This is a genomic window from Stenotrophomonas sp. GW821-FHT02D01 (genome assembly GCF_059421765.1).
Genome location: NZ_JBWKVP010000001.1, coordinates 787261 through 811429 on the forward strand (window position 1 = coordinate 787261; position 24169 = coordinate 811429).

A 24169-nucleotide genomic window follows, 5' to 3' on the forward strand; every position below is an offset into this window, starting at 1 on the left:
GCGCAGTAAACGGAAAAGGTACCGGTCTGCCGCCCGCGGCGGACCGGAACCTTGGATATCGATCAACGCAGGGCCAGGGTCAGCAGCAGCGCGCGTGCGGCGTTGAAGCGGTCTTCGGGCAGTGGCAGCGGATGCTTGACGCGCAGCTTGTCCGGACCGTCCATGGCATAGAGGTTCGGTTGTTTCTGGATCAGCTGGATCACCGCCATCGGATCGATGTTCGGCTTGGATTCGAACACGATGCGGCCACCGTTCTCGCCCAGGTCCAGCTTGCGGATGCCCAGCGTGCTGGCCTGCAGCTTCAGCTCGGCGATCGCGAACAGGTTCTTGGCCGCATCCGGCAGCAGGCCGAAGCGGTCGATCATCTCCACCTGAAGTTCGCGCAGCGCATCGCTGTCGCGTGCGCTGGAAATGCGCTTGTACAACGTCAGGCGGGTGTGCACGTCCGGCAGGTAGTCGTCCGGAATCAGCGCCGGCACGTGCAGCTCGACCTCGGCGCCCCGCGCTTCTTCGCCGGCATCGATGTCGGGCAGATGGCCCTGCTTGATGCTGCGCACTGCGCGTTCCAGCAGCTCGGTGTACAGGCTGAAGCCCACTTCGGCCATCTGCCCGCTCTGGTCCTCGCCCAGCAGTTCGCCGGCGCCGCGGATCTCCAGATCGTGGGTGGCCAGGGTGAAGCCGGCGCCCAGTTCGTCCATCGAGGCGATCGCTTCCAGGCGCTTTTCCGCATCCGGCGTGATCGAACGACGGTCGGGTACGACCAGGTAGGCGTAGGCGCGGTGGTGCGAACGACCGACGCGGCCACGCAGCTGGTGCAGCTGGGCCAGGCCGAAGCGGTCGGCACGATTGATGATGATGGTGTTGGCGTTGGGGATGTCGATGCCCGATTCGATGATCGTGGTCGACAGCAGCACGTTGAAGCGCTGCTTCTGGAAGTCCAGCATCACCTTTTCCAGCTCGCGCTCGGGCATCTGCCCATGGGCGATGCCGATGCGCGCTTCGGGCACCAGCTCGGACAGCTCGCGCTGCATGCGGCCGATGCTCTCCACGTCGTTGTGCAGGAAATACAGCTGACCACCGCGTGCCAGCTCGCGCTGGAAGGCTTCGCGCAGCAGCGCGTTGTCCCACTGGGTGATGAAGGTCTGCACCGCCAGCCGGTTCGGCGGCGGGGTGGCGATGATCGACAGGTCGCGCAGGCCGGCCATGGCCATGTTCAGCGTACGCGGAATCGGCGTGGCGGTCAGGGTCAGCAGGTGCACGTTGGCGCGCAGTGCCTTCAGCGCCTCCTTCTGGCGCACGCCGAAGCGCTGCTCCTCGTCGACGACGACCATGCCCAGGTCCTTGAACTTCACGTCCGGCTGCAGCAGGCGATGGGTACCGACGATGACGTCGATGGTGCCGGCGGCGACCTTCTCCAGCTCGGCCTTGATCTCCTTGGTGCTCTTGAAGCGCGACAGTACTTCGACCTTCATCGGATAGTCGGCGAAGCGGTCGCGGAAATTGCGGTAATGCTGTTCGGCCAGCAGCGTGGTCGGCACCAGCACCGCCACCTGCTTGCCAGCGCTGGCGGCAGCGAACGCGGCGCGCACGGCAACTTCGGTCTTGCCGAAGCCCACGTCGCCGCAGACTACGCGGTCCATCGGCTGGCTGCTGGCCAGGTCACGCAGGGTGGCGTCGATGGCAGCCAGCTGGTCGGGGGTTTCCTCGAACGGGAAACCGGCGGCGAACGGCTCGTACATCGCGCGGTCCACCTGCAGTGCCAGTCCGGCACGCGCCTGGCGGCGGGCCTGGATCTCCAGCAGTTCGGCGGCCACATCGCGCACCTTCTCGGCGGCCTTGCGCTTGGCCTTGCTCCACTGCTCGCCGCCCAGCGAATGCAGTGGCGCGGTTTCGGCGGACGCGCCGGAATAGCGGCTGATCAGGTGCAGCTGTGCGACCGGCACGTACAGGCGGTCGCCCTTGGCGTACTCGATTTCGAGGAACTCGCCGGGCATGCCGCCGACGTCCATCGCGATCAGTCCGCGGTAGCGGCCGACGCCATGGTCCTCGTGCACGATCGGCGCGCCTTCGGTCAGTTCGCCCAGATCGCGGATGATCGCTTCCGGCTCTCGTCCGGCGCGGCGCGTGCGACGGGTGCTGCCGGCGCGCTCGGGGAACAGCTGGCGTTCGGTCAGCACCGCGATGTGCGGCGCATCCAGGGCGAAGCCGTCTTCCAGCGGCGCCACGGCAATGGCGAAGCGTTCGTCGCTGGCCAGGAAGGACAGCAGGTCGGCCACCACCGGTGGCTTCAGCTCGGCGGCCTGCAGCACTTCCAGCAGGGCCTCGCGACGGCCCGGCGAATCGGCGGCGATCAGCACTCGGCCAGGGTAATGGCCAAGGAAGGATTTCAGCGCGTCACCGGCCGGCGCCTCGCGCGCGGCCACCGGCAGCGGCGGCAACGGCTGGTCGCCCAGCGCATGCGCCTCGGCGATGCGGGCGTGATCGGCAGCCCATACCTCGATGCGCGGTGCGTCGTTCAAACGCTCGCGCAGCAGGTCCGGCGACAGGTACAGCGCCGACGGTGGCAGCAGCGGTCGTTCCACATCATGGCGGCGTTGCTCGTAGCGCTCGCCGGTCTGCGTCCAGAAGGTCTCTGCCGCTTCAGCGGCACCGACACAGACCACCGGCAGGCTGCCGGCAGGCAGGTAGTCGAACAGGGTGGCGGTACGCTCGAAGAACAGCGGCAGGTAGTACTCGATGCCGGCCGGGGCCAGGCCCGATTTCAGGTCCTGGTACAGCGAACTGCGTCGGGTATCGACGTCGAAGCGCTCGCGCAGGGTCGCCAGCACCCGGGCGATGCTGGCGTCGTCCATCGGTACTTCGCGGCCGGGCAGCATGTGCACCGCCTCGACCTTGTCCAGCGAGCGCTGGCTTTCCGGATCGAACGCACGGATCGAATCGATGTCCTCGTCCAGCAGTTCCACCCGCAGCGGCTCGTCGGCGCCCATCGGGTAGACGTCAAGCAGGCCGCCACGCACGGCGAAATCACCCGGGTCCATCACCTGCGGCACGTTGCGGTAGCCGGCGCTTTCGAGGCGACGCTTCTCCGCTTCCAGGTCCAGGCGCTGGCCGACTTCAAGATTGAAGCTGCCGCCGATGACATAGCTGCGGGGAGCCAGCTGCTGCAGCAGGGTCTGCACCGGCACCACCACCAGGCCGCGCTTCAGCGTGGGCAGGCGGTGCAGGGCCGACAGACGCTGCGAAATGATGTCCGGGTGCGGGCTGAAGCGATCGTAGGGCAGCGTCTCCCAGTCCGGGAACGCCACCACCGGCAGGCTCGGGTCGCCTCCCAGCAGGGTATGCAGATCCGCTTCGATCTGGTTGGCACCGTGGTTGTCACGGGCCACCACCAGCAGCGGGGCGTCATGCGTGCGCGCTGCCTGGGCCAGATACCAGGCCAGGGCAGTGGGCGAGGCGGGGGCGCGCCACCAGGCGCGAAGCTGGCCGGCACGTGGCAGCGGCGGGGCGGGGTATTGAGTACGCGACATGAACCGCGGATTTTAGCAGAAGCCCCCGCCTGGCCCATGATCGTTACGTGACCGGGGTAGCGCCGGGCCATGCCCGGCGAGCGCAGCGGTCGGATCAACATCGCCGGGCAGGGCCCGGCGCTGCCGTTAGTTGTCCAGTTCCAGCACCATCCGCACCAGGCCTTCGGCCCCGTTCGGATGGGGGACCGGCTTGAAGCCCAGCGAGGCGGCCAGCTGCTTCATCGGCTCGTTCTCGGCGGCGACATCGCCATACAGGCGGTCCAGGTACTTGCCGCGGCCCCATTTCACCAGCTTGCGCATCAGCTGGCGGCCCAGGCCCTGGCCGATCAGGAAGCGGCTGATCAGGATCGCGTACTCGGCTTCCCGGGTACCGGGGATGATCGAGGCACGGGCCACCGCGCCGACCACGGCCTCACCGGCCGGCAGCGACTCGGCGGCGACCAGGGTGATCTCGGTCTTCGGGTTGGGATGGGTCAGGCGCTGGGTGGTTTCCGGCGACAGCTCGGTCACCGACTGCAGGAAGCGGTCGCGGATTTCTTCCGGCCCGAACAGGCTGAAGGCGGCCTGCAGCGGCGCGCCATCTTCCGGGCGGATGGGGCGGATCAGCAGCTCGTGGCCGCTGGGAGCCTTGAAGATCTCATGCCAGGGCGGCATGCGGTTGCGAGTGGCCATACCGGGTGATTCCTTGGTGGTCCATCGATTGTGTCATCACCGGGGCTGCATTCCGTGAACGAAAGGCTCACGGTCGTACAGCCTCGTGAAGGCCCTTATTCGGCCGTCTTCAGCCAGTCCAGGCGGGTGCTGGCGCCAGGCTCGCCCAGATGCTGGCGCAGGGCCGGCAGGGCCGGGCCGACCACGCGGTCGAACTGCCAGGGGGCATTGAGCACCAGCATGCCGCTGCCGTTGAGGCGCAGCGGGGAGTCGTCCGGGCGGACCAGGAACTCGATGGTCATCGCCGACTTCACCGGCAGTGCGGTGGCCTTGCGCAGGAAATGCAGGATGGTGCGGCGCTGCTTGATCGGGAACCAGACCGCACAGGTGGCCTGGGGCCAGCGGGCCAGGGTCTCGGCCAGCGCGGCGAGGACTGCCTGGTACTCGGCGTCCTGGGCTTCGTAGGGCGGGTCGATCAGGACCAGGCCGCGGCCGATCTTGGCGCCGTTGGCCTTGGGCGGCAGCAGCGAACGCAGCAGTGCGTAGCCGTCACCGGGGTGCACGCCGACGCGGCTGTCATGGGCGAACAGGGTCTTCAGCGAAGCGGCCTCATCCTCCTGCAGCTCGCACACCGCCATGCGGTCCTGCGGGCGCATGGCCTGCGCGCTGAGCAGCGGCGAGCCGGGGTAGGCGATCATCGCGCCGACCGGATTGTCAGCCTGCACCGCTTTGAGGTAGCGCTCGACCACCTCGGGCAGCTTGGGCTGGGCCATCAGCCGCATCACCCCGGATTCGACTTCCAGGGTCTTGCGGCTTTCTTCGCTGGCCAGCAGGTAACGGCCGGCACCACCGTGGGTGTCGAGCACGAAGAACGGGCTGTCCTTGCGCTTGAAGCTGTCGATCAGGGCCAGCTGCACGATGTGCTTGAGGACATCGGCGTGGTTGCCGGCGTGGAAGGCGTGGCGATAGTTCATGGGCGGCAGTGTACGGGGCAAGGGCCGCAGCGGCTATGCTTCGCGCCATGACAGCCCCTGTTACCCATGTCCTGGTGGTCGAAGACGAAGCGGCCATCGCCGAAACCGTGCTCTATGCGCTGCGCAGCGAAGGCTACGCCGCCAGCCATTGCCTGCTGGGCGGGCAGGCGCTGCAGCGGCTGCAGGCCGGCGATATCGACCTGGTGGTGCTGGATGTCGGCCTGCCGGACCTCAGTGGTTTCGAAGTCTGCCGCCGGCTGCGGGCCCTGCCGGGGCCGGTGGCGCAGGTGCCGGTGATCTTCCTGACCGCCCGCAACGACGAACTCGACCGCGTACTGGGCCTGGAGCTTGGGGCGGACGACTACATGGCCAAGCCGTTCTCGCCGCGCGAGCTGGTGGCGCGGGTGCGTGCCCGGCTGCGGCGTGCCACGCCCACTCCGGTGGCCCCGTCCGCCGAGGCCGGCTGGCAGGAACACGGTGCCTTCGCCATCGATCGCGATGGCCGCCGCATCCGCTTCCAGGGCCATCCGCTGGACCTGACCCGCTACGAATATGCGTTGCTGGAGGCGTTGCTGCAGCGCCCCGGCGCGATCCTCAGCCGTGCCCAGTTGATGGACCGTGGCTGGGACAGCGCCGCCGACAGCGCCGACCGCACCGTCGACACCCACGTCAAGACGCTGCGTGCCAAGCTGCGTGCGGCCGGCGCCAGCGGTGAGCCGATCCGCACCCATCGCGGCCTCGGCTACGCCCTGGAGGTCTGACGCGTGCGTCTGGTCCTGAAACTGTTCCTGGGGTTCTTCCTGATCGTTGGCATCGCTGCGTTCTTCGTGATGCGCGTGTTCGTCAACGAAGTGAAGCCGGGCGTGCGCCAGGCGATGGAATCGACCCTGGTGGATGCGGCCAACGTGCTGGCGGAAATGGCCGCCGCCGACGTCAAGGCCGGCACCATCCGCAATGGCACCTTCACCCGCAACCTGGCCAAGGCCCGGCAGCGCGACCTGAAGGCGATGGTCTGGCGTTTCCCCAAGCGTGCGCTGGACTACCGGGTGACGATCACCGACGCCAAGGGCATCGTGATCTACGATTCGCTGGGCCGCGACGTGGGCCGCGACAATTCGCGCTGGAACGATGTCTACCGCACCCTGCGCGGCGAATACGGTGCGCGCTCCAGCCCGGAAACGCCGGGCGATGACAGCAACACGGTGATGCACGTGGCCGCGCCGGTGTATGACCCGGCCGATGGCAGCACGCTGATCGGCGTGCTCAGCCTGGCCCAGCCCAACCGCAGCATCGATCCGTTCATCGCCGCCAGCCAGCGCGCCATCATCGAGCGCGGTGCGTGGCTGATCGGTCTGTCGGCGCTGGTGGGCGTGCTGGTGACGATGTGGCTGACCAACGGCCTGGGCCAGCTCAGCCGCTATGCGCGTGCGGTCAGCGCCGGCGAACCGGTGCCGCCGCCAAAGCGGCGCAGCGACGAGATCGGCGATCTTGGCCAGGCGCTGGAGACCATGCGGCGAAAGCTGGAAGGCAAGGCGTACGTCGAGCAGTACGTGCAATCGCTGACCCACGAGATGAAAAGCCCGTTGGCGGCGATCCGCGGTGCCGCCGAACTGCTGCAGGAGCCGATGGCCGACGCCGACCGTGCGCATTTCGCACGCAGCATCGTCGACCAGCAGGAACGGCTGACCGAAACCATCGACAAGCTGCTGGCGCTGGCCGAGGTCGAGCAGCACGGCTGGTTGCAGACTCGTGATCCGATCGCCTTGCCGGTGCTGCTGCAGGAAGCCGCGGCGGCGGCGCAGGTGCGCGCGCAGGCCGCAGGTGTCCAGCTGCACATCGACGAGGTGCCCGACCTGCGCGTGCAGGGCGATGGTTATCTGCTGCGACAGGCGCTGCACAACCTGATCGACAACGCCATTGCGTTCTCGCCACCCGGGGCACAGGTGCAGCTGGATGCCCAACTGGATGGGCAGGGCGTACGCCTGCAGGTTGCCGACCGTGGCGCGGGCATTCCCGATTACGCACGCGAGCGCGTGTTCGAGCGCTTCTATTCGCTGGCCCGACCCGACACTGGCCGCCGCAGTTCCGGCCTCGGCCTGCCCTTCGTGCAGGAAGTCGTGCGCCTGCATGACGGCCGCGCCAGCCTGCAGCCGCGCGAAGGCGGCGGCACCGTGGCCAGCCTGTGGCTGCCGTTGGCGATACCGGGCCAGCGTCTGCGGCGCTGACTTCACACCCGCTTCAAATTCGCCACAAACCCTGCTCACCGCAGCCGTCCATCCTGCAGTCCTCTCCAACGAGGACGGACGATGAAATCCCTGAAGATGCTGCTGCGGTTCGCCATTGTCGGCGGCCTGATCCTGCTGCTGCTGATCCCGCTGTTCCTGATCCGCAGCGTCATCACCGAGCGCAGCGCCTATCGCGAAGAGGCCTACTCGCGGGTGGCCGAAAGCCGTGCCGGTACCCAGCGCGTGGTCGGGCCGGTGCGCGTGGTGCCATGGTCCAAGCGCGAGCAGGTGGAAGTGGTCGATGCGCAGGGCAACAAGAAGACGGAGCTGCAGACCACCCAGGGTTACTGGTTGCAGCCGCCGGCCACTCTGCAGATCAGTGGCGAGCTGCTGCCCAGCCAGCGCTCGGTCGGCCTGTTCAAGGTGCCGGTATACAGCTGGAATGGCCAGCTCAAGGCGACCTTCAGCGAGGACGACTACCCGGAGCACGATGGCATGACCTATGGCGACGCCTACATTGCGCTGGGCGTGTCCGATGCGCGTGGCCTGGTCGGTACACCGAACCTGCGGGTTGATGGGCAGCAGGTCAAGCTGCTGCCGGGCGTGGCCGGCGCATCCGCATTGGGCCGTGGGCTGCATGCACCGATTGCCGGCATTGCCCGCACCGGAGGCACCTTGGCGGCCAGCAGCGTGGAACTGGAACTGCAGCTCGATGGCAGCCGCTCGCTGTCGGTGGTGCCGGTGGGCGATGACAACCAGATCGCGCTGCGGTCCAGCTGGCCGCACCCGTCGTTTGCCGGTGCATTCCTGCCGAACGAGCGGCGTGTGGATGCGCAGGGCTTCGATGCACGTTGGGCCGTGTCCTCGCTGGCATCGGACGCACAGCAGCGACTGCGCGAGGGCGATGACCTGGATGCGCAGGCGGTGCAGGTTTCGCTGGTCGACCCGGTCGATACCTATACCCAGGCCGACCGCGCTTCCAAGTACGGCGTGCTGTTCGTGGTGCTGACGTTCGTTGGTTTCATCCTGTTCGAACTGATCAAGTCGCTGCGCATCCACCCGCTGCAGTACCTGATGGTCGGCCTGGCGCTGGCGATCTTCTTCCTGCTGCTGATCAGCCTGTCCGAGCACATCGCCTTCTGGCAGGCCTACCTGGTTTCGGCGCTGGCCTGCATCAGCCTGCAGGCGGTGTACCTGGCCAATGTGCTGGGTCACTGGAAGCGGGGCCTGGGCTTCGCCGCGATGCTGACGGTGCTGTACGGCGCGCTGTATGGGCTGCTGGTCTCGGAAAACAATGCACTGCTGATGGGCTCGCTGCTGCTGTTCGTGATCCTCGCGCTGGCGATGTGGGTGACCCGTCGGGTTGACTGGTACGCCCTGGCCGAGCAGAAGTAAGGAGCACGCCATGGGCTGGCGCCAAGGATTGCAGCAACGGGCACGACAGGGCATTCCCGCGCTGTTGGAGGTGGATGCACTGCTGCAGGCCCATGGGGTACTGGCGGCCTTGCCGGGGGCACGGATCGCGCCCGGCCTGGTCCGCTTCCAGCTGGCCGCCGTCACCTGCGAAGGATTGCAGCGGCGCGGACTGGACTGGTTGCGGGAGGCGCGGCACGGACGCGGCGCGCTCGCCGGCAAGGTGCCCCGTTACCGGCCATGGAAGGCCGGGGCGGCGGCATTGTCGGAGATCGGCATCGACGGGTTGCCGGCAGACTGGCCGGAACATGCGGCGGTGTTTGGTTGCAGCAGCATCGACCAGCGGCACTGGCTGCTGCTGTTGCCCGAACGCGCGCAGCTGTGGCTGGGGTGGAAGGGGTGACAGCGGAAGGCCCATCCACGCGTGGTGTGGTTCTACGGGGCCTCTGCTGGGTGCGGACCTTGGTCCGCACCGCTCTTCGGTGGGAAGGCGCCATCCACGCATGGCGTGGATCTAGCAGATGCCCATGACCGATGGGACGTGGGCCGGGCGCCCCGGCTGGCTAGACTCGACAGGATGATGATCGAGCCGAAAGGGCAGGGGTGCGGCGTGTTGACGTGGAGCGGGCTGAAGTGGGGCGTGCTGGCAGTAGCGCTGGCGATGGGTGGCAATGCGGTGGCGCAGCAGCGCGAGCCGGTGGACCTGGACATGGTCGGCAAGATCCGCCAGCAGGCGTTCCACAAGTCGCAGGTGATGGATACCTTCAGCTACCTCACCGAACGCATCGGGCCGCGCCTGACGAATTCGCCGGCGATGGGGCGTGCCAACGCCTGGACCCGCGGCAAGTTCAGCGAATGGAAGCTGGACAATGTCCATGACGAAGCCTTCGACGAATTCGGCCGTGGCTGGGAATTCACCTCGGCCAGCGTCGAGATGCTGGGCGATCGCGTGCAGCCACTGCATGCGCTGCCCAAGGCGTGGACGCCGGGCACCAATGGCCCGGTCGAGGGCGACCTGCTGCAGGTGGACATCAAGAAGCCCGAGGACATCGAGAAATATCGCGGCAAGCTGCGTGGAAAGATCCTGCTGCTGGGCGAGGCACGCGAATACAAGCGCGGCACCGACGCCGATTCGCACCGGCACGACGCCACCTCGCTGGAAGGCCTGCAGGAATTCACCCTGCCCAAGGACAAGGACGTGGCCGCCGACCGCGCCAAGCGGGTCAAGGAATACCAGGAGAAGCAGGCGCTGGCGGCGAAGGTCAACGCATTCTTCGTTGAAGAAGGCGCGCTGGCCTCGATCAGCATCAGCAGCTGGGACAACGGCATCATCCGCGTGGCCGGTGGCGGCTCGCGCAAGGCCGGCGAAGCGGTCGGCATTCCCGAACTGGCGATGATCGCCGAGCACTTCAATCCGCTGGTACGCGCGCTGGAAGCCAAGCAGAGCGTGCGCCTGCGCGTGGATGTGGCCGCACGCTTCACCGACGAGGCCGACCAGCCCGGCTACAACACCCTGGCCGAGATCCGTGGCAGCAGCAGGCCGGACGAGGTGGTGATGATCGGCGCGCACCTGGATTCCTGGCACAGCGGCACCGGCGCGGCCGACAACGCCGCCGGCGTGGCGGTGATGATGGAGGCCATGCGCATCCTCAAGGCCAGCGGTGCCAAGCCCAAGCGCACCATCCGGGTTGCGCTGTGGAGTGGCGAGGAACAGGGACTGATCGGTTCGCAGGCGTACGTGGCCAAGCACTTCGGTCGATTCCCCGAGCCCACCGACCCGGCGCAGAAGGCGCTGCCGGCCTCGCTGCGCGAACCGACCGGTGCCCTGCAGAAGACCCGCGACTACGGCAAGTTCCAGGTCTACTTCAACATGGACAACGGCTCGGGCCGCTTCCGTGGCATCTACGCCCAGGAAAACCTGGCGGCGATGCCGATCTTCGAAGCCTGGCTCGCCCCGTTCCATGACGTGGGTGCAACCACCGTGGCCACCCGCAACACCGGCAGCACCGACCACATCAGCTTCGACCGCATCGGCCTGCCGGGCTTCCAGTTCATCCAGGACAAGCTGGACTATTTCAGCAACGTCCACCACAGCCACCTGGACACCTGGGACCACGCCGAACCGGAAGACCTGAAGCAGGCCGCCGCCATCGTCGCCTCCTTCGCCTACCACGCCGCCATGCGCGAGCAGCCGTTCCCGCGCAAGCCCGAGCCCTGAAAAAGGGACGGAGGGGATCAAGTCGTATTTCCCCTCCGCTGCATCGGCGTTCTCCCGGGAGCGCGGCAATAGCGACTTGCCCCCTCCGTCCCCTTTTTCCGCAGGGGGCGGAGGGCTGGTAAAATCGGGGGATACCCGTTCCTCGAGTCCTCCATGACCTGCCGCACCCGCTTCGCCCCCAGTCCCACCGGCTACCTGCATATCGGTGGCGCCCGCACCGCGCTGTACTGCTGGCTGGAGGCCCGCCATCGTGGCGGCGAGTTCGTGCTGCGCATCGAGGACACCGACCGTGAACGCAGCACCCAGGGCGCGATCGATGCGATCCTGGAGGCGATGGAGTGGCTGGGCCTGGACTACGACGAAGGCCCGTTCTACCAGACCGAGCGCGTCGCCCGGTACAAGGAAGTGGCCGAGCAGCTGATCGCCGACGGCAAGGCGTACTACGCCTACGAAACCCGCGAAGAGCTGGACGCCATGCGCGAGGCCGCGATGGCCAGGCAGGAAAAGCCGCGTTACAACGGCGCTGCCCGCGAGCAGGGCCTGCCGTACAGGGACGACCCGAACCGCGTCATCCGCTTCAAGAACCCGCTTGAAGGCACGGTGGTGTTCGATGATCTGATCAAGGGCCGCATCGAGATCGCCAACAGCGAGCTGGATGACATGGTCATCTTCCGTCCGGACGGCTACCCCACCTACAACTTCGCGGTGGTGGTGGACGACTGGGACATGAAGATCTCCGAAGTCATCCGTGGCGACGACCACATCAACAACACCCCGCGCCAGATCAACCTGTACGAAGGCATCGGCGCACCGGTGCCGAAGTTCGGCCACATGCCGATGATCCTGGACGAGCAGGGCGCCAAGCTGTCCAAGCGCACCGGCGCGGCCGACGTGATGCAGTACAAGGACGCCGGCTACCTGCCTGATGCACTGCTGAGCTATCTGGCTCGTCTGGGCTGGTCGCACGGTGACCAGGAACTGTTCAGCCGCCAGGAACTGATCGACCTGTTCGATGTGAAGGACTGCAATTCCAAGGCCTCGCGCCTGGACATGGCCAAGCTGGGCTGGGTCAACCAGCACTTCCTGAAGACCGAGGAGCCGGCCGCGATCGTGCCGCACCTGGTCTACCAGCTGCAGAAGCTGGGCCTGGATGTGGCCGCTGGCCCGGCGCCGGTGGACGTGGTGATCGCCCTCCGCGAGCGCGTGCAGACCCTGAAGGAAATGGCCGAGAAGGCCGTGGTCTGGTACCAGCCGCTGAACGAATACGATGAAGCGGCCGTGGCCAAGCACTTCAAGGCCGGTGCGGAACTGCCGCTGGGCAAGGCCCGCGAGCTGCTGGCGGCCCTGCCGGAGTGGACCGCCGAGGCCGTTGGCGTGGCCCTGCACGATGCAGCCGCCGCGCTGGAAATGGGCATGGGCAAGGTCGCCCAGCCGCTGCGCGTGGCCATCACCGGCACCCAGGTCAGCCCTGACATTTCCCATACGGTGTACCTGGCCGGCCGCGAGCAGGCCTTGAAACGCATCGATGTGGCCATCACCAAGGTAGCAACGGCCTGAGCCCTGCGGCCCACGCCCGAACTGGAGAACGCGCATGTCCGCCAAAACCGCCTGTACGGCCCCGCACCACCATGTCCACGACGCTTCGGATTTCGTGGCGGTGGTCGAGCGTGTCTCGCGCGAGCGCGGGCTGCGCCTTACCCCCATCCGCGCCAACGTGCTCAAGCTGATCGCCGAGGCCGGCAAGCCGGTCAAGGCCTACGAGCTGCTGGAGTGGGTGCGCAACGGCAAGGGCGTGGGCGCTGACGCCCCGCCCACCGTGTACCGCGCGCTCGACTTCCTCATGGCCAATGGCTTCGTGCACAAGCTGGAATCGGTCAATGCCTTCGTGGCCTGCCACCATCCCAGCAGCGCGGCCCATTCGGTGCCGTTCCTGATCTGCAACAGCTGCCACAGCGCGGTGGAACTGGAAGACCGTGAGATCGTGACCCAGCTGGAAAAGCGGGCCAAGGAGCTCGGCTTCCAACCGCAGGCACAGACATTGGAAGTACACGGACTCTGCGCCCGCTGCGCAGGTTGATGCGAGGGTAGTGCCGGCCGCTGGCCGGCTTCCTCGGGTTTGGGGTCAGATCCCTTTGCCAGTGGCAAAGGGATCTGACCCCATTTCATAACAATGCAGCCGAGCATGGCTCGACTCCACCGGGCCGGCGCCCTAGTCCATCGGCTTGGTCGCGGTATCCACCCGCACGATCACCGACATGCCCGGCCGCAACCGCGCCGCCAGTTCCTGGTCCCCGTTGATCGAGATACGCACCGGCAGCCGCTGCACCACCTTGGTGAAATTGCCGCTGGCATTGTCCGGGCGCAGCACGCTGAACTCCGATCCGGTGGCCGGCGCGATCTGCTCCACCCGTCCGCGCAGCACCTGGCCCTGGAACGCATCCACCGAGAACGAGGCGGGCTGCCCGATCTTCATCTGCCAGGTCTGGCCTTCCTTGTAGTTGGCCACCACCCACAATGCATCGGGTACCAGAAACAGCAGCTGCGACCCGGCCGCCACATACTGCCCCACGCGCACGCTGGCCTCGCTGATCTGCCCATCGCGCGGCGCATGGATCACCGTATTGGCCAGGTCGATGCGGGCCAGCTCAAGCTGTGCCTGCGCACTTTCCACCTGCGCTTCCAGGCTCTTGCGCGAGACCTGGGTCGAGACCAGGGTTTCTTCGGCGATGCGGATCTGCGCTTGCGACTGCTGCACGCTGGCCTGCGCCGAGGCCTGGCTGGTGCGGAACTTGTCGCGGTCGTTGATCGACACCAGCTGCTGCGCCGCCAGTTCCTCGTAGCGCTTGGCCTCGTTGCGCGAGCGTTGCAGCTCGGCCTGGCCGGCCGACAGCGTGGCCTGCGCCGCAGCGATCTGCGCGCGGTTCTGCGCCTGCGACTGGTCCGAATTGGCCAGGGCCGCGCGCGCGCTGTCCAGTGTGGCCTGCGCCTGCGCCACCCGCTGCGCGTAGATGCGGTCGTCGATGCGCAGCAGTGGCTCGCCCTGCTTCACGTGCTGGAAGTCCTTCACCAGCACGTCGGTCACATAGCCGTTCACCTGCGGCGCCATCACCGTGATCTGCCCACGCACGTAGGCGTTGTCGGTCACCATCACGCTGCTGGTGAACGGCCACAGGTGCCAGGCGCGCAGGATCAGCGCGATGCCCAGCAGGGCCACCACCACCATCACCACCACGCTGCGCGAACTCGGCTTGAGGTACTTCGGCGCGGCGGCGGGCGCGGCAGGCGTCGCCGCCGGTGCCGCATCGGTGGGCGGCGGCGGGGTGACGTTCTCGGCAGAGTCGGTGTCGTCTGGACGGGGCGGGACGGGAGGCATGACGGTGGACTCAGCGCGGTGCCGCGGTCGCAGCCGCAGCGGGGGAGGAAGGATGGCGCTTGCGCCATTGTTTGCGTACGGCGGTACGCAGCGACAGCAGCAGCAACCAGCACAGGAAACCGATTGCCAGCCAACCGCTCAGGGTGAACACATCGTTGAACCCTCGCACGTTGGCTTCGCGGCGGGTGGTCTGTGCCAGCTGCGCGCTGCCCTGGGCACTGCGCAGCACCGGGTCGGTGATCTGCGCTGCGTACAGCTGCTGCTGGATGCGCAGGCGCTGTGCCACCACCGGGTCGGCTGGATCGAGCTGGCTGGTCAGCGCGCTGGAATACAGCTGCTCGCGATGCAGCTGGAATGTTCCCAGTACGGCCGAGCCGGCCAGTCCGCCCAGCGTCTGCGTGATCGACAATGTCACCAGGAAGGTGATCATGTGGTCCACGCCCTGTTTCAACGCGGCGGAAATGCCGAGCATGATCAGCGGGCCCATGAACATGCCGGCGCCCACCGACGCCAGGAACTGGCTGATGTAGAAGTCGTGCGGGCGATCCAGGCTGGTGCGGTGCTGGTCGAAGAACGCGGCGGCACCCAGCAGCAGGATCGCCATCAGCAACTGCGCAATCAGGCGCTTCGGGCCGAAGGTCAGTGACGCACCGGCGATGCCGGTGACCACCCCGGCCAGGATCACTACGAACAGCGGCCGCATCTGGTCCGGTCCCATGCCCAGCGTGCGCATCAGGTTGACCACGCCGTAGGACTGTTCAGTGGTCAGGAAGCGGATCAGGAAGGCGCCGACGATGAAGTGCATCACCGGCAGGGTCGACAGCCAACGGATCTGCAGCAGCGGGTTGCGCCGGTAGTGTTCGATGATCAGTGCGGTGGTGGTCAGCACGATGGAGGCGATCAGCGCCCAGCCCAGCCACGGTGTGTTCAACCACCAGCGCGTGTAGCCCTGGGCCAGCACCACCACCAGCAGGGCGACGGCGGGCGCGAGCAGGGCAAAGGTGAGGAAATCCAGCGGTTCGAAGGCCTTGACCTGGATGCCCGGCGGCAGCTTCAGCACGACCACGGCGGCAAACGCGCACAGCGCCAGCCCCGCTTCGAACGAATACAGCTGGTGCCATTGGCCGGTATCGACCAGGCCGGGCGAGACGATCCAGGCAATCGGCACCGCCAGCTGCGACAGGCCGACGCCGATCACCAGCAGGTTGCCGGTGAATCGCCGCGGCAGCGCCTGCAGCATGTACAGCGTCCCCAGCGTCGAACAGGCCGCGCCAGCGAAACCGCTGGCGGCGCGGGTCAGCATGGTGGTCTCGAAACTGCCGACGAACAGGTGCAGCACCGCCAGCGCCGCATATAGCCCCAGGCCGATCTCGGCGAACAGGCGGATGCCGTATTGCTGGCGGAACTTGAAGGCCAGCAGGTTGGCGGTCACGTTGACCATGGCGTAGGCAGCCACCAGCCAGCTGCCCTGGGTGGGGGTGAGCGCCAGTTGCCCCTGCAGGAAGGGCAGGTTGGCCGTTACCAGCGCGTTGCCAAGGCCGCCGGTGATGGCCACCAGCAGCGACACCAGTGCATAGGCTGCACGCCGATAGGGCGGGTGCCAGGGCATCGATGCCGAACCGGGCATGGTCGGCTTCTCGTGCTCCTCCCAATCCGGAACCGGCTTGAGGTACGGCTGCACCATCAGCGTTCCCCGTTGGCTGCTCCCTGGAGTCCCCCGCGCAGCAGTTGCAGGGCACGCCCGGCCAATTGGGCGCGCTCATCGCGGGTCTTGCCGCGCAGGGCCGCGCCCAGCATGCCCGAGATCAGTGAAATATCCGTCTTCTCGAGGTCGGGCCGGCACAGGCCAGCAGCCTTGGCGCGGGCGATGGGGGCTTCCAGCAGGTCGCGCACGGTCTCGCGTGCGGTGCGCATGGCCGGCACGTCCGAATCGACCGCGCGCCAGTAATCGGCCAGTGCCGGCGAATCGACGATGCGCTGGGCCATGCCTTCGAACACCTCGAACAGGGCGTCGTCGCGGTCGCCAAGCTGCTCGACCTGGCGGCGGATGCGGTCGACCGTGCGCTGCAGCAGCGCCTGGATCAGCGCGGTGCGGTCAGGGAAATTCCGATACAGGGTGGCGCGGCCGACTTCGGCACGCTCGACCACCAGGTCCAGCGGCGCGGTGACGCCGTGTTGGCCGAACACATGGTCGGCAGCATCGAGGATGAGGGCTCGGCGGGCAGCGGCATCGGCACGTTGGGTGGTCATGGCTTCATTTTCGGACACAAATGTCCGGATGGCGAGAGACAGATGGCGACGGGATTGTCCGCTTGTTGTCGTACGCACATCTTTGTGACGGATGCGTGAGGGTCGATCGAGGTCAGCAAAAAAGACGGGGGGCCAACCTGGCCCCCCGGGAGAGAACGACAGCATGCCGCCGTCAAAGTCAGAAAATCCACACCACGCGCGGATGCACTTCAGTAGATCCACGCCATGCGTGGATGCCTCATCAGAAGAACGCGCGGATCCCGAAAGCGACACCACGACCCGGCAGCGGCGAGTAATCCTTCAGCAGCGAGGTATGCGGACGCACTTCGCGGTTGGTCAGGTTGCTGCCATCCAGGAACAACTCGTAGCTGTTGCTGTCGCTGCGGTCCCAGCGGTAGGCCAGGTGCGCATCGACCAGGGTGTAGCCGTTGCTCGGCTCCTCGTTCTGCGCAACGTCCTTCTGCCGGCTGTAACGCACCGCGCCCACCGAGGCACGCCAGCCATCCTTCGCCCAGCGCAGGTCGGCGCCGACACGGGCCGGGGCGATGCGCGGCAGGTAACCGGTGTTGGCCAGTTCGACGCTGTAGTTGTGGTTGTGGTCACCGTGCGGCACGGCGATGTCCAGGGTGCGGCTGCCGTTGCCGTCCAGCTTGGCCTGCACGTAGTCGCCGAACACGCGCAGGTCCCAATCACCGGCGCCGCCTTCGAACAGGTGCACCAGCGCTTCGGCCTCGGCGCCCTTGAACACCGCGTCCTGCTGGGTCCAGGTGCGCACCGGCAGGCTCTCAGTGATGCCGGTGTCGGCCAGGTAGATGAAGTCCTTGAACCTGGTCTGGTAGATCGCGGCAGAGAAGTCCAGGCGCTCGCTGTGGGTGTGGATGCCCAGTTCAATGCGTTGGCCGCGCTCGGTCTTCAGGTTGGCATCACCGATTTCCAGCGAACGGGTGGCGATGTGCGCACCCGCGGCGTACAGCTCCTCATTGGTCGGTGCACGCTCGGAGCTGTCCACGCCGATGCGCAGGTCGACCGCATCGTTGAGCTTCCAGATACCGGCGGCCGACAGGTTGGTCGCGTCGAACTTGCGGCGGCGGTAATCGCCGGTGGGGTCCAGCTTGACCTGGTCGTGGCGACCGCCCAGTTCCAGCTTGAACGGGCCGAACTGCTTTTCCTGCAGAACGAACAGGCCGATGTTCTTGGTTCCGGTATCGGGCACGAACGCTTCTTCGCCCTTGGCGCCGAAATCGCTGTTGCCGAACTGCAGGCCGAAGGCGCCGTCCCAGCCGCCGATCTGCTGCTGCACAGCTTCCAGGCGGCCTTCGATGCCGCGGTTGGTGAAGCGGGTGGACGGCGTGCCGGCTTCCAGCTCCACGTGTTCGTAGTCGGTGTAGGCCACGCGTGCGTTGACGTTCTTCAGGAACGATACCGGGTTGTAGATGCCGGCCTTGGTCTCGAAACGGTTCTGCACCATGTCGATGCGCACGTCGTGCTCTTCACCTTCCTCCTCCTCGCCATGGTCGTGGTCGTGATCATGGTCGTGGCCATCGCCGTCAGCATGCACGTGGGCGCCGTTGGGGATGCCGTAGTTGGTGCGGTAGGTGCTGGCCGAGGCGCCGAAGTAGCCGCCTTCACCCAGCCACGTGGCGCCGACGCCGCCGGCGCGGGTGCGGATGGAACTGTTGTCCAGGCGGCCGCGACGCGGCTCTTCACCTTCCTCGCCCGCGTGGTCGTGGTCATCGTGGTGGTCTTCCAGGCCGTCGATCACCGCGTAGCCGGGAATGCGGAAATCATCGCCATTGCGCACCAGGCCATCCACGTGCAGCACGACGTTGCCGCTCACGCCGTCCAGGCGGAACATGCCGCTGCGCTCGTCGTTGACCGAATTGCCACGCAGCTCGGCACGGCCGCTGAGCGGTCGATCCGGCAGTTCGCGCGCAATGCGCCCATCGACCACGTTCACCGCACCGCCGATCGCGCCGCTGCCGAACAGCAGGGTAGCCGGGCCTTTCAGTACTTCGATCTGGTCGGCCAGGAACGGCTCGATGCTGGTGGCATGGTCGGCGCTCACGGTGGAGGCGTCCATGTTGCCCATGCCGTTGGACAGCACGGCCACGCGCGGGCCTTCCTGGCCGCGGATGATCGGGCGGCCGACACCGGGACCGAAGAAGGTGCTCTGCACGCCGGGCAGCTTGGCGACGGTATCGCCGAGGGTGCCGGCCTTCTGCTCATCCAGTCGCTCACCGGCCAGCACTTCAACCGGACGCGCCAGCGATTCGGCGTCACCCTGCAGCGGCGACGCGGTGACCTGCACCGAGGACAGTTCGGTCAGGTGGCGGTCACGATGCGAATCATCGTCGGAGGCCGCAAAGGCGACGGACGGCAGCAGCGCAGCGAGCGCCAGGGCCAGGGAATGCGGCTTGAAACGAGGGTGGTGGGAGGGCATGGGCGGTCCTTTGTTACAATATATCAATCGGGTGGCGCACGAATCCCGTCGGCGGGACAGGGGGAGAGAACCGTGCGGTTCGGGGATCGATGTTATATTATTCCATAACGATTCGCCGCCCTGCTGGAAGTCATGCCTTTGCCCTCACGCCTGCGCCACCTGCTCGATCGCTTCGGCGCCACCGGTTCGATGCTGTGCGCGGTGCATTGCGCGGTCATTCCGCTGCTGCTGGCCGCTGCCCCCTCGCTTGGCCTGTCTTTCTGGCTCAGTGATGGCGTGGAGAAGGCGCTGGTGGTGTTCGTGACCCTGCTGGGCTTGTTCAGCCTGGTCTGGGGCTATCGGCGGCACGGCGCGCTGCGTGCGCTCGCGTTTCTGATTCCCGGTCTGGTCGCTTTGTGGGCCGGCGTGCTGTACGACCCGCTGCACCACAACGCGGTGCCGCATGCGGTGGTGATGACCTTGGGCGGGCTGCTGGTCGGCATCGCGCACCTGGTCAACCTGCGCCTGAACCACGGCCACGTGCATGACGCCAGCTGCGCGCACTAGGCGCTACGTGGTAGGCTTTCCGATCGTGCGCGGGGGCGCCCAGCAAGGCGGCCCCGCCGAACCCGTGTCAGTACGGGGTAACCAGATTTCACATTTGAGGAGTTGAAGACATGGGTAAGGGTGACCGCAAGACCGCCAAGGGCAAGCGCTACAACGCCAGCTACGGCAACGCCCGTTCGCACACCGCGAGCAAGGTCGCCGTAGGCGCCGCCGCCCCGGTTGCCAAGAAGACCGTGGCCAAGGCTCCGGCGAAGAAGGCTGTGGCCAAGAAGGCAGTGGCCAAGGCCGGCTGATCCGCCGACCGACCGGTCCAAAGAAAAACGCGGCGCTCGGCGCCGCGTTTTTTTTTGACCATGGCCAGGGCATGGCGCCGCGATCAGCGCAGGGTTTTCTGCAGCGTCTGCGCGTTGCCATCGTTGGCCGCTTCCGGCACCTGCAGCAGGTGCACCAGCAGCGGGTAGACGTCGACATTGTCGAAACCGTCGATCACCAGGCCTTGCCGGAATGAAGGGCCACGGGCGACGAACACTGCGCGCATCGACGGCAACGCGTTGTCGTAGCCATGGGAGCCGCGATCGGCGTGCTCGCGCTTGGCGATCTTCTCGCGCGTCAGCGCGTCCCAGCCTTCATCCATCTGGCAGACGATGGCAGGCACGCGCGGATGGGTGCCGTAATGCCAGCGGGCCGGCAGGTTCTCCTTCTTCCAGCATTCGTAGTGTGCGTGGCGACCGAGCAGGGCACGCTCGGCCTCTGCTTCGCGTCCCACCTCCGGCGCGAAGCCGACCGACTGGCCTGCGCTGACGTTGCGCGCGATGGCAGGGTCAACCATCGATTCGAGGGCGATCACCTGGCCCTCCGGTACCGGCGCCATGCCGTGATCGGAGACCACGATCACGTTGGTGCTGTCGGCCAGGTCGTGCTGCTGCAGGCCATCGAGCACCTGGCCGATGACCTTGTCGGCATGCACGATGGCCTCGGTGTACTGCCTGGATTCGGGGCCAAAGTTGTGGCCGGCCTTGTCCACATGCTCCATGTACAGCGTGGTCAGGCGCGGCGCATCGGCATCGGTCTGCGACAGCCAGTCGAGCACTGTCTGCGCACGCTGCTCCAGCGGTTCCTTGGCATCGTAAATACGCCACTGGCTGGGCCGTGTGCCCTGGATCTCGGCTTCGCTGCCCGGCCATGAGGTGGTGGCGGTGCGCACACCGACCTTCTCGGCACCGACCCAGATCGGTTCGCCGCCCCACCATCCGCTGGTGGTCACCGCAGTGCGGTCGTGCAGCGCGAAGCGACCGAGCGCGGCATCGTCCATGCTGTTGTTGATGATGCCGTGGTGGTCCGGACGCAGGCCGGTGACCAGTGTGTAGTGGTTGGGGAAAGTAAGCGAGGGATAGGAGGGCGTCATCCAGCGCGCACGCACGCCCCCATCGATGATCCGCTGAAGGTTCGGGGTGAGGCCGCGATCCAACGCATCGGCGCGCAGGCCGTCGATGGAGATCAACAGCAGCTTCGGCGGGCGGGCGGGCGGCGTATTCGCCTCCGCGGCAGGTGCAGCGATGGTTGTCGAAGGCGAAGGCGTGGTGGTGCATGCGGCCAGGGGCAGCAGCAGCGCCAGCGTGCAGGTCAGGCGTACAGAAGTCATCCGCTCATGATAATCCGCAGCAATGACGTACCCAAGACACGCCATCGCGCCTGTGGCGCGCTGGCGTGTCCACGCATTTCACCTTATCCCCGCGCTTTTGGCGCGCCCCCTTGAACACGCCATCCCGCCGTTGGCGTGCTGGCGTGTCCACGCATTTCACCTTATCCCCGCGCCTTTGGCGCGCCCCCTTGAACAACAAGGGGGCTTTTCTCCAGACAGATTACGGATGCTTCCATCCACGCATGGCGTGGATCTACCGGAACGAATCAAACCGTCACCGGGAACCTGTCGAAGGCGGGGCGGTGTCGGATTGCGGGGTGTCCGCGGCATGGGCCCGAGGCATGCCTCGGGCGGGTTGGGCAGGACGTCCAACCCCGGTCTTGCCGTGTGCGCAGGACAGCGCGCAAGAGCAAGCCGCGGCCAAGCCCCCAAGGATGGGTTTACGGCGTCCCCGCAATCCGACACCGCCCCGACCACCCACGGACAACCTGCTTTTGACGTTGATGTTGCTCTGGCTTGTAGCGGGTGCAGGGCGCAGCCCTGCCTCCAACCCTCATGCAAACAGCGGTGCCTGTCGCTGCTCCAGCCGCAACAAGGCCGCCTTGGTTTCCAGTCCACCACCGAAGCCGGTCAACGTACCGTTGCTGCCGATCACGCGATGGCACGGCAGTACGATTGGCAACGGATTGCGGCCATTGGCCGCGCCGACCGCACGGGTCGCCGTCGGCTGGCCCAACTGCTGCGCCAGCTGCAGGTAGCTCCAGGTCTGGCCGAAGGGAATCAACGCCAGCGCATGCCAGACGCGCAGCTGGAACGGCGTGCCATGCGGTGCCAGCGCCAGGTCGAAACCGCTGCGCTCACCGTGCAGGTACTGCAACAACTGTTCGCGCGCCTCCGGCAATGCGCCAGGCGCGTAATGCCAGTGCTCGCGGCCGCGCGCAGGATGGCGGTTTTCCGGGAACAGAACGTGGGCCAGGCCATTCTCATCCCCGGCGATGGTCAGTTCACCGATCGGTGTATCGAAGCGATCGAACAACAGGTTCATGAGGGTTCTCCAACGAAAGTGCCGGACAGGTGCCACAGATGCAGCACGGCATAGGCGCGCCATGGGCGCCATGATTGCGAACGGGCCTCGGTGGCGCGTTCGCTGAGGCGCTGGCCCTGCGCGTGGCCCAGCACCTGCTGCAGCACCAGGTCACCGGCGGGGAAGGCATCAGGCTGGCCGAGCCCACGCAGGGCAATGTACTGCGCCGTCCACGGGCCGATGCCGGGCAGGGCCACGCAGCGGGCGACGAATTCTTCCAGTGCCTGCCCCGGCCCGAAGTCCAGCTGGCCGCTGGCGCAGGCTGCGGCGAGGGCGCGCACGGTGGCGGCGCGGCTGCGTGGCAGGCCGATCGATTCCAGCGGCGCGTCGCCCAGTACGTCCGGCGCTGGAAACTGACGGTCGAATTCGGGCGGCATGCCGGGCAGGTGCGCACCGTAGGCATCGACCAGCCGACGCGCGAACGTGGTGGCCGCGGCCACGCTGACCTGCTGGCCCAGCACCGCGCGCACGCCCACCTCGAAGCCGTCCCATCCGCCTGGCACGCGCAGGCCGGGGCGCTCGTCGATGCCGCGCGCCAACAGCGGTTCATCGCCCAGCGCTGCGTGCACCTGCTGCAGGTCGGCGTCCAGGTCGAACACACGGCGCACGCGGCGCACGATGTCCGGAATCAGGCGTGGGTCGACCGCGCCCAGTTGCAGGCGCAACTCGGGCCGCTTCGGGTCGGCGGTGACGCGCAGCAGGGCGGGGCGCTCGGCTGTGCCCAACACGCGCTGGTAACTGTCTTCCCCGATCAGTTCGATGCCGGGCAGGCTGCGCTTGCGCAGGAAGGCCAGCATGCGGGGGAAATCCAGCGGCGGTCGATAGCCCAGGCGCAGCACCAGCCCGCCATCGTCGGCGGCCAGGGGATGGTGTTGGCGGCGCAGTACGGTAGGCGCCATGCCGCAGCCCTGCAGGAATGCCGTATTGAAGCGGCGGAGGCTGTTGTAACCAGCGGCCAGTGCCACGTCGGTCACCGGCAGCGTGGTTTCGGTCAGCAGCTGCTTGGCCAGCAGCAGGCGATGGGTTGCGTGGATCTGCCCTGGCGTTGCGCCCAGCCGTTCGATGAACAGGCGTTGCAGCTGGCGTGCGCTGAGGCCGATCTTTCCTGCCAGCTCGGCCACCGGCTGGTCCTGCAGGAAGCCGGCATGGATCAGCGCCAGGGCCCGCTGCACGGCCTGTCCGGCCAGCGCCTGTTGTGCCAGCGGGGCCAGCTCGGGGCGGCAGCGCAGGCAAGGGCGATAGCCGGCGGACGCAGCGGCCGCTGCCGTGGGGTAGTAGGTGATGTTACGTGGCTTCGGTGGCGGCGCCGGGCACACCGGCCGGCAATAGATGCCGGTGCTGCGCACGGCGGTGAAGAACACGCCGTCGAAGCGTGCATCACGGGCCAGGCGGGCGCGATCGCAGGCGGCAGTGTCGAGGGCGAGTGCGGTATCCATGGCGCCAGTCTAGGCGCCTGCGGGCGGTAGTACTCGCCATATTCGGACATGGATCCTGGAGGGGCCTGGCCGGGCTGCGCCCGGCACCCGCAAAGGCAACGGCAACGGCAACAGCGGGCTAGCCGTGGGATGGCGGGGTGGGTCCGGTTGCAGGGGACGCTGCAAGTCCCCCTCCGGGGCCCGGCCCAGCCGCTGGCGGCTGTGCGTTCGGGCGCTTGCGAAGCAGTGCTTCGCAAGCAAAGCGCCCTCACCCCTGTAAGCTTGGCCGCGGCATCCATGCCGCGGACACCCCTGCAACCGGACCCACCCCGCCTTCGACAGGTTCCCGCTGCTGTTGGTGGGTGTCGACCTTGGTCGACATGGTGGATCCACGCAATGTTGTGTGGGATG

At 67.1% G+C, this 24169-nt stretch carries 19 protein-coding genes; 9 read left to right on the plus strand and 10 right to left on the minus strand.

Features of this window, described 5'->3' with window-relative positions; genetic code table 11:
* Positions 1-62 precede the first annotated feature (62 nt).
* The 3 genes from mfd to AC07UW_RS03650 form a co-directional block, all read right to left on the minus strand.
* Positions 63-3527 (minus strand): transcription-repair coupling factor, encoded by a 3465-nt coding sequence (gene mfd / locus AC07UW_RS03640; protein WP_223494599.1) that lies wholly within the window; start codon positions 3525-3527, stop codon positions 63-65.
* A 126-nt stretch (positions 3528-3653) separates the two neighbouring features.
* Positions 3654-4199, minus strand: coding sequence for a GNAT family N-acetyltransferase (locus AC07UW_RS03645; RefSeq protein ID WP_025879325.1), 546 nt, complete (start codon positions 4197-4199; stop codon positions 3654-3656).
* A gap of 95 nt (positions 4200-4294) precedes the next feature.
* Positions 4295-5152, minus strand: a complete 858-nt coding sequence (locus AC07UW_RS03650) for a 23S rRNA (adenine(2030)-N(6))-methyltransferase RlmJ (RefSeq protein ID WP_263929710.1) — start codon at positions 5150-5152, stop codon at positions 4295-4297.
* A 35-nt stretch (positions 5153-5187) separates the two neighbouring features.
* Between AC07UW_RS03650 and creB the strand changes: the two genes are divergently transcribed.
* From creB to AC07UW_RS03685, 7 genes are all read left to right on the plus strand, one after another.
* A complete protein-coding gene (gene creB, locus AC07UW_RS03655; protein ID WP_495211457.1) occupies positions 5188-5913 on the plus strand; it encodes a two-component system response regulator CreB in 726 nt (241 codons plus the stop codon).
* A 3-nt stretch (positions 5914-5916) separates the two neighbouring features.
* Positions 5917-7377, plus strand: a complete 1461-nt coding sequence (gene creC / locus AC07UW_RS03660) for a two-component system sensor histidine kinase CreC (protein ID WP_495211458.1) — start codon at positions 5917-5919, stop codon at positions 7375-7377.
* Between the two features lie 81 nt (positions 7378-7458).
* A complete protein-coding gene (creD, locus tag AC07UW_RS03665; protein WP_312110418.1) occupies positions 7459-8772 on the plus strand; it encodes a cell envelope integrity protein CreD in 1314 nt (437 codons plus the stop codon).
* A gap of 10 nt (positions 8773-8782) precedes the next feature.
* A complete protein-coding gene (locus tag AC07UW_RS03670) occupies positions 8783-9193 on the plus strand; it encodes a hypothetical protein (protein ID WP_134832207.1) in 411 nt (136 codons plus the stop codon).
* A gap of 177 nt (positions 9194-9370) precedes the next feature.
* Positions 9371-11008: a M28 family metallopeptidase gene (locus tag AC07UW_RS03675; protein ID WP_312110413.1), complete on the plus strand. Its 1638-nt coding sequence runs from the start codon at positions 9371-9373 to the stop codon at positions 11006-11008.
* Between the two features lie 153 nt (positions 11009-11161).
* Positions 11162-12565: a glutamate--tRNA ligase gene (gltX, locus tag AC07UW_RS03680; protein WP_033830686.1), complete on the plus strand. Its 1404-nt coding sequence runs from the start codon at positions 11162-11164 to the stop codon at positions 12563-12565.
* Between the two features lie 34 nt (positions 12566-12599).
* Entirely contained in the window at positions 12600-13085 is a 486-nt protein-coding gene (locus tag AC07UW_RS03685) for a Fur family transcriptional regulator (RefSeq protein ID WP_025879333.1), read from the plus strand.
* A gap of 132 nt (positions 13086-13217) precedes the next feature.
* Here AC07UW_RS03685 and AC07UW_RS03690 read toward each other — a convergent pair whose 3' ends face one another.
* The 4 genes from AC07UW_RS03690 to AC07UW_RS03705 all read right to left on the minus strand — a co-directional run bounded on the left by AC07UW_RS03690 (position 13218) and on the right by AC07UW_RS03705 (position 19071).
* Entirely contained in the window at positions 13218-14381 is a 1164-nt protein-coding gene (locus AC07UW_RS03690; protein WP_495211459.1) for an HlyD family secretion protein, read from the minus strand.
* A 10-nt stretch (positions 14382-14391) separates the two neighbouring features.
* On the minus strand, positions 14392-16065 hold the full coding sequence (locus AC07UW_RS03695; RefSeq protein ID WP_025879335.1) for an MFS transporter: 1674 nt from the start codon (positions 16063-16065) through the stop codon (positions 14392-14394).
* Positions 16065-16631, minus strand: a complete 567-nt coding sequence (locus AC07UW_RS03700) for a TetR/AcrR family transcriptional regulator (protein WP_223494609.1) — start codon at positions 16629-16631, stop codon at positions 16065-16067. The genes AC07UW_RS03695 and AC07UW_RS03700 overlap by 1 nt, the downstream gene beginning before the upstream one ends.
* 241 nt (positions 16632-16872) lie before the next feature.
* Positions 16873-19071: a TonB-dependent receptor gene (locus AC07UW_RS03705; protein ID WP_495211460.1), complete on the minus strand. Its 2199-nt coding sequence runs from the start codon at positions 19069-19071 to the stop codon at positions 16873-16875.
* A gap of 132 nt (positions 19072-19203) precedes the next feature.
* Between AC07UW_RS03705 and AC07UW_RS03710 the strand changes: the two genes are divergently transcribed.
* Positions 19204-19617 carry a MerC domain-containing protein gene (locus AC07UW_RS03710; RefSeq protein ID WP_025879338.1) on the plus strand — a complete coding sequence of 138 codons (414 nt, stop codon included), beginning with the start codon at positions 19204-19206 and terminating at the stop codon, positions 19615-19617.
* Between the two features lie 110 nt (positions 19618-19727).
* Positions 19728-19910, plus strand: coding sequence for a 30S ribosomal protein THX (locus tag AC07UW_RS03715; RefSeq protein ID WP_025879339.1), 183 nt, complete (start codon positions 19728-19730; stop codon positions 19908-19910).
* A gap of 83 nt (positions 19911-19993) precedes the next feature.
* On the opposite strand, the gene AC07UW_RS03720 is transcribed toward AC07UW_RS03715, so the two are convergent.
* The 3 genes from AC07UW_RS03720 to AC07UW_RS03730 all read right to left on the minus strand — a co-directional run bounded on the left by AC07UW_RS03720 (position 19994) and on the right by AC07UW_RS03730 (position 23779).
* Complete coding sequence (locus AC07UW_RS03720) at positions 19994-21259, minus strand: alkaline phosphatase family protein (protein WP_223494612.1); 1266 nt, start codon at positions 21257-21259, stop codon at positions 19994-19996.
* 553 nt (positions 21260-21812) lie between these two features.
* The gene (locus AC07UW_RS03725) at positions 21813-22304 is read right to left on the minus strand and encodes a methylated-DNA--[protein]-cysteine S-methyltransferase (protein WP_025877732.1); all 492 of its coding nucleotides are present in this window, start codon (positions 22302-22304) and stop codon (positions 21813-21815) included.
* Positions 22301-23779 carry an AlkA N-terminal domain-containing protein gene (locus AC07UW_RS03730; RefSeq protein ID WP_495211461.1) on the minus strand — a complete coding sequence of 493 codons (1479 nt, stop codon included), beginning with the start codon at positions 23777-23779 and terminating at the stop codon, positions 22301-22303. The genes AC07UW_RS03725 and AC07UW_RS03730 overlap by 4 nt, the downstream gene beginning before the upstream one ends.
* Positions 23780-24169 lie beyond the last annotated feature (390 nt).

What these genes read in the sequence shown, in the direction of transcription:
- mfd (WP_223494599.1), bottom strand. Translation starts at nt 3,527, where the DNA reads ATGTCGCGTACTCAATACCCCGCCCCGCCGCTGCCACGTGCCGGCCAG.
- AC07UW_RS03645 (WP_025879325.1), bottom strand. Translation starts at nt 4,199, where the DNA reads ATGGCCACTCGCAACCGCATGCCGCCCTGGCATGAGATCTTCAAGGCT.
- AC07UW_RS03650 (WP_263929710.1), bottom strand. Translation starts at nt 5,152, where the DNA reads ATGAACTATCGCCACGCCTTCCACGCCGGCAACCACGCCGATGTCCTC.
- creB (WP_495211457.1), top strand. Translation starts at nt 5,188, where the DNA reads ATGCTTCGCGCCATGACAGCCCCTGTTACCCATGTCCTGGTGGTCGAA.
- creD (WP_312110418.1), top strand. Translation starts at nt 7,459, where the DNA reads ATGAAATCCCTGAAGATGCTGCTGCGGTTCGCCATTGTCGGCGGCCTG.
- AC07UW_RS03670 (WP_134832207.1), top strand. Translation starts at nt 8,783, where the DNA reads ATGGGCTGGCGCCAAGGATTGCAGCAACGGGCACGACAGGGCATTCCC.
- AC07UW_RS03675 (WP_312110413.1), top strand. Translation starts at nt 9,371, where the DNA reads ATGATCGAGCCGAAAGGGCAGGGGTGCGGCGTGTTGACGTGGAGCGGG.
- gltX (WP_033830686.1), top strand. Translation starts at nt 11,162, where the DNA reads ATGACCTGCCGCACCCGCTTCGCCCCCAGTCCCACCGGCTACCTGCAT.
- AC07UW_RS03685 (WP_025879333.1), top strand. Translation starts at nt 12,600, where the DNA reads ATGTCCGCCAAAACCGCCTGTACGGCCCCGCACCACCATGTCCACGAC.
- AC07UW_RS03690 (WP_495211459.1), bottom strand. Translation starts at nt 14,381, where the DNA reads ATGCCTCCCGTCCCGCCCCGTCCAGACGACACCGACTCTGCCGAGAAC.
- AC07UW_RS03695 (WP_025879335.1), bottom strand. Translation starts at nt 16,065, where the DNA reads ATGGTGCAGCCGTACCTCAAGCCGGTTCCGGATTGGGAGGAGCACGAG.
- AC07UW_RS03700 (WP_223494609.1), bottom strand. Translation starts at nt 16,631, where the DNA reads ATGACCACCCAACGTGCCGATGCCGCTGCCCGCCGAGCCCTCATCCTC.
- AC07UW_RS03705 (WP_495211460.1), bottom strand. Translation starts at nt 19,071, where the DNA reads ATGCCCTCCCACCACCCTCGTTTCAAGCCGCATTCCCTGGCCCTGGCG.
- AC07UW_RS03710 (WP_025879338.1), top strand. Translation starts at nt 19,204, where the DNA reads ATGCCTTTGCCCTCACGCCTGCGCCACCTGCTCGATCGCTTCGGCGCC.
- AC07UW_RS03715 (WP_025879339.1), top strand. Translation starts at nt 19,728, where the DNA reads ATGGGTAAGGGTGACCGCAAGACCGCCAAGGGCAAGCGCTACAACGCC.
- AC07UW_RS03720 (WP_223494612.1), bottom strand. Translation starts at nt 21,259, where the DNA reads ATGACTTCTGTACGCCTGACCTGCACGCTGGCGCTGCTGCTGCCCCTG.
- AC07UW_RS03725 (WP_025877732.1), bottom strand. Translation starts at nt 22,304, where the DNA reads ATGAACCTGTTGTTCGATCGCTTCGATACACCGATCGGTGAACTGACC.
- AC07UW_RS03730 (WP_495211461.1), bottom strand. Translation starts at nt 23,779, where the DNA reads ATGGATACCGCACTCGCCCTCGACACTGCCGCCTGCGATCGCGCCCGC.